Raw genomic sequence first — 4,678 nt, 5'->3', positions numbered from 1 at the left:
CCCCGACGATCACGCCACCTGCCAGCGCGAGGACCTCACCCGCGCATCACACCAGCCCCACTGAACTGCGGAAACGAACTTGGCGGAGGCTCACTGACTGACGGCCCGAACGACCTCGCTCATGAAGAGCTGCACCCTTGCCGTTCTACGGCCTCATGCGTCCGGCAGGTCGGCTCGTCGAACCATGTCGAGCAGCTTCGCGTAGTCGAGGGCCTCCTTCGCCTCAGCGACCAACCGATCGCGGTGGTCCGCGGTCGGCACGCCTATCACCCTGGCGGCGACGTCCGCCGGACAGTCTCCTTGTGACATTCGGGTGCGCCACCGCGGCCCGTCCACGGACTCAAGCAGTTCGCCGCACGACGCGCCGACCGGGTACCCGCGCGTCCTGCCGAGCCATACCAGCAGTGCGGGGCCCGTGGTGAGGTCTCTGGACCTGTCGGCAAGCTGTTGGCCACTCAACCGCACGTACCGGTCTTCGGCGAACCGGGCCGTGCCTTCGCCCCGCTGGTAGAACCCGTCACGCCAGGCAACCTCCGGCAGTCTGTCCTGGCGGGTGGCACGGATTGCCAGGTAGGTTCGCAGCGCCTTGGCCGCGGTCAAGGGAGGCTGATCCGGCGGCCAATTGAGCACCGCGTCCTCAAGGAGCGCCAATGCCGCGTTCTCGGTGTCCCGGGGGTAATCCGTCGGGTTCGGTTGCTCGGCCGGCCCGGGGAAGGGCTTCCACGTCGATTGGTACTGGTGAAACGCCTCATGGACCATGACACGGGTGGCGAGCCACTCGCTGAAGACCAGCATGCCCGGCTGGGAAGTGGTGAACCCGATGAGCAGGGTCGGTACGCCAGCGATGTCGGCGGACGAGACAGTGCCGCTCGGCGACTTTGCGGCGTCCATTCCCGCGCCTCGGGTAATGCGGTACACCGCGCCGAGTCCCAACGCGCCGGGCAGGTTCACGGGCTGGGCATCGCCCGTCGATGTGGGTTGCCGCGAATTGAGCACGTAGGCGTAGTCGGGCGAAGCATCGCCGCCTGGCCAGTACGGACAGACCATCTGGGTTCGGTCAGGACGGTAATCGCCCCAGATCGTTCGCGCGTGCTTGCAGAACGTGGCGAAGACCTGGCTCAGTCCCGTGAAGAATTGACGATCCAGCAGCGGCAGATCGCGCCACACCGGTGAGTCGAACTCGGCAGGTTCTATCGGTGTGCGGGGGCCGATTGGGGCAGTTGCCGATGCCCAGCCAGGCATGACGATGGTGGACGTCGCCGCCAACGCGGCCGTTGCGGCGCCCCCGAGGAGAATGGTTCGACGATCGATCTTGGCCATAGCATCTGTTCCCTCAACATTGGACACCGACGTGTCATCGGCGGTGGATCAAAATAACGGCTTTCTGTACTTTCAAGCAGAAGTTGACTTGATATTCTTCTGGAGAAAGTGTGCCGATCGAGCTTCGTGGAAATGCCGGGTGTGCCCGGCTCCCCAGATATCACACTCGGCTGCGATGCATAATGCGTCTGCGCCAACCCCCAGCCGGTGCTGACACATTCGCATCCGCCATGTCCGTCGCGCTCCAATGAGTTGCCGACGGTCAATGCGCCGAGCTTATGACCGCGGGTGTTACAACGGCGTAAGTACTGCACCCGCATCTGGCGTGACGGGCGATCACTGGTCTCGTTGGTATGAGGCCTCGACAAGTGATGGGTGGTCAGCTTGCCGTGTGCCCGGCGGGTGGTTGCGCAGTGTGATCGCATTCGTTGGTTGGCTCGGTTGCGGAAGCCGTAGGCCTTGCGGCTTCGAGTCCGAACACGCCGGCCCCCTGGGCACACTCGCGGTCGGCTCCTCCGTCCTGGCAGTCGGTGCCCGGAAGGTCTGGACACCCCGCAGGGGCCGGCCCGAGCTGAACCGCCCCGGGTTCGGTAGAGATCTCAGATAGTGGTTGTGACCTGGGGTTTCGTGAATTCCATGTAGTGATTGGCTTCGTACTCGACGGGCGGAACGTGGCCTATCTCACCGTGGAGCCTGCGGTGGTTGTACCAGTCGATCCACTCGGCGGTGGCCAACTCGATCTGGGAGAGCGACCTCCAAGGACGCTGGGGTTTGATCAACTCGGTCTTGTACAGGCCGATCGTTGACTCCATCAGGGCGTTGTCGTACGCATCTCCGACTGATCCAATACTCGCCGCGATGCCGTCCGCGTCCAGGTGCTCGACGATCGGGCGGGCGCCGCAGCGGCACCGCGGCCTGCTCGTCCCCGCTTGTGGCGGATCGGTGCGGCCGGTATTCGTACGGGCGCAGGCGCGGAGCCTGGCAGCCCGGTGCCTGGCCCGGGCCCCAGTCGCCCGCCGCGCGGGGCGGTTCGTAGCGCGGGGCGTCGGCGGCCACCAGCTTGTTGAACCGCGGGCGGTTCGTGGCCGAGTCCCGGCCCAGCGTCCGGGCGGCGGTGGACAGCACCCGCCCGGGATCGCCGGGGGCGACGAACAGCGCGTACGCCACGGCGAGCAACAGCTCCCGCGCCGGCGGGGCGGCCCGGCGGTCGCGGAAGATGCGGTGGACGACCTCCGCATGCGTCTCCGCCTCATCCAGACAGGGCAGTTCGTCCGGCGCGGACGGCCCGCCCATCACCGGCTCTCCCGCCGCTGCGTGATTCCGGAGCCGTCTTGGACGTACGCGGCCGCGACGTTCTCGAACGCGGTGTGGGTGGTCCGGGTGCGTTCGCGTCCGGCGGTGAGCGCCGCTTCGACGTCGGCGGTGAAGACGCCGTCCACGACGGGGCCGAGCGGTATGTCGGCCAGCTCGATCGCCGACCATGCGGCGGCGTCGGCGGCGGCCAGGAGGCCGGGATGGGAGGTGACCAGGCGCAGGCGTCCGCGCGCCTTGGTGACCGCGGAGCGGGCCCGGTACCGGTCGGCGCGGACGTCACCGGGCTCCGTCTCTCCGTGCCGGAGGCCCGCGACCGACAGCCAGTACGTCTCGCGGTAGTGCAGCACCGCATCAATGAACTCGCCGCTCAGGTCGCCGACCCGCTCCTTGTGCCGCTCCCGGCGAGCACGCCGGTCGGTCCAGTGCTGGGTGAGGCTGGCCACCGCGACGCCGCCGAGCGCGGCGAGCCCGGTGATGACGTTGGACCACACATCGCTCACGCGAAGACCTCCACCAGCCGGACCCTCACCGCGTCCTCGTGCAGCCGCTGCCGCTTCAGGTAGCCGTTCCAGGTACGGTTGTCGCAGCGCTGGGGGATGCCGTCACCGGAGTCGAAGTCGACCAGGCAGTCGGTGGTCACATCCCGTGTGAGGACGGCGGCCAGGGCGTCGGGGTCGTGCAGCGGCTTCATGTTCAGGAAGACGCGCTGCCGGTCGACGCGGGCCCGGGTCGAGGCGATGCGCACCTCCAGGGCGAGCACCGACAGCGCGCCCCACTCCAGCAGCACGTCGCCGTGGCACGGCTCGCCGGGCGCGCACGGGCAGGCCAGGTCCGTGCCGTGCAGCTCCGGCAGCCGGGCCAGGATCTTCTCCCGGCGCCGGTCGCCCTCGTCCGACTGCCAGTTGGCGCGGCTGCCGCGCAGCCACGGCCGGAACTCGGCGATGGCGGTCTGCCGGGCCTCCGGCTCCTTGTAGCCGATGTCCATCAGCTGTCCGATGGTGAACGGGTTGCCGAAGACACTGGTCCGGTCCACGATCATGCACCTCTCGGGCTTGCGCCAGCCCCTGGTGCGTTCACGCTGGATACGGGTGGTGGTCCGCACGGTGCGGTCCTTTCTGCTGGTCAGGTTGGTGTGGGCGACGGGGGTCAGCGGGCGTCGGGCAGGATGGCGTAGCCGAAACCGACGCCCTTGGTGAGGGTGGGGTAGCCGAAGACGGTCAGGATCGAGGCGAGCGCGAGGTGCATGGCCGCGCGGACCATCTGGTGCCGGTCCGCGGCGCCGGTCTCCGGGGCGTCGAGGGCTGCGTCGCCGAGCCGCTCATGGGTCGTCCAGGCCACGTGCACCCGGTCCCGGTCGAGGTCGATCAGCAGACCGCCCTCGGCGGGGTTCTCCTGCTCGGGCGGCTGCACCGCGAACCCGGCGCTCTCCAGGTCGAACCGCAGCCGGGCGGCCAGGGCCTCTACCTCTTCGTACGTCGGCATGTTCTTCTCCCAGGTCGGGGCGGGCGGAGGGTCAGTAGGAGGGGACCGGCGGGCGGGGGACCATGTCGAGGTTCCAGTTGACCCACTGGCCGTTCTCGACCGAGCCGACCATGACCATCCCCGGGCGGTCGTGCTCGCGCCGCTGGTCGGCGAGCCACTGCCGTGTCTCGTTGACGATCTACGGTTCGGTGAACTCGAAGGGTTCTGCGGTCAGTTCGTCGTCGGCGGCGTAGGCAGCGAGCATGCGGTCGAAGTCGGCGGCGGCCGACGCCCAGAAGAAGGCGTGCCGCCGGGTCGGGTCAGTGATGACCGCGAAGCGGATGGCGGGCAAGGAGCTGGAGGACACGGTGGCTCCTGTCGGGATGGAGTCGTACACGGCGGTGAAGCCCTCCGCGAGCAGGACGCTCGGGGTGGCCTCCTGTGCAAGGGCGTCTTGCCACGCGAGGACACGGTCCGGCACGGCCCCTTACTGGTGTTGAGTCGGCCTGGGGCGCGGTTTCGGCGTTGCCGCCGACCCGTTTCCCCAGGCCGCTCGCCGCACCCGGCGTGCGGCTCTCACCGC

Annotated in this window: 5 protein-coding genes and 1 pseudogene; all 6 read right to left on the bottom strand. The window is 68.6% G+C overall.

Going from position 1 to position 4,678, the window contains the following annotated elements; all coding sequences use genetic code 11:
• Nucleotides 1-153 precede the first annotated feature (153 nt).
• A complete protein-coding gene (locus ACWEKM_RS45855) occupies nt 154-1,320 on the bottom strand; it encodes a hypothetical protein (protein WP_451627254.1) in 1,167 nt (388 codons plus the stop codon).
• A gap of 599 nt (nt 1,321-1,919) precedes the next feature.
• Nucleotides 1,920-2,201, bottom strand: a pseudogene (locus tag ACWEKM_RS45850) (integrase core domain-containing protein); the annotation flags it as partial.
• A 411-nt stretch (nt 2,202-2,612) separates the two neighbouring features.
• The gene (locus ACWEKM_RS45845; protein WP_451627253.1) at nt 2,613-3,134 is read right to left on the bottom strand and encodes a hypothetical protein; all 522 of its coding nucleotides are present in this window, start codon (nt 3,132-3,134) and stop codon (nt 2,613-2,615) included.
• Complete coding sequence (locus ACWEKM_RS45840; RefSeq protein WP_451627252.1) at nt 3,131-3,736, bottom strand: DUF4326 domain-containing protein; 606 nt, start codon at nt 3,734-3,736, stop codon at nt 3,131-3,133. The genes ACWEKM_RS45845 and ACWEKM_RS45840 overlap by 4 nt, the downstream gene beginning before the upstream one ends.
• Nucleotides 3,737-3,780: 44 nt before the next feature.
• Nucleotides 3,781-4,116: a hypothetical protein gene (locus ACWEKM_RS45835; RefSeq protein WP_451627251.1), complete on the bottom strand. Its 336-nt coding sequence runs from the start codon at nt 4,114-4,116 to the stop codon at nt 3,781-3,783.
• A 178-nt stretch (nt 4,117-4,294) separates the two neighbouring features.
• Entirely contained in the window at nt 4,295-4,576 is a 282-nt protein-coding gene (locus ACWEKM_RS45830; RefSeq protein ID WP_451627250.1) for a hypothetical protein, read from the bottom strand.
• Nucleotides 4,577-4,678 lie beyond the last annotated feature (102 nt).

The sequence above is a fragment of the Streptomyces sp. NPDC004752 genome, from assembly GCF_053601275.1.
The sequence above is the reverse complement of the archived record's forward strand: the minus strand, read 5'-3'. Positions and strand labels throughout refer to the sequence as shown.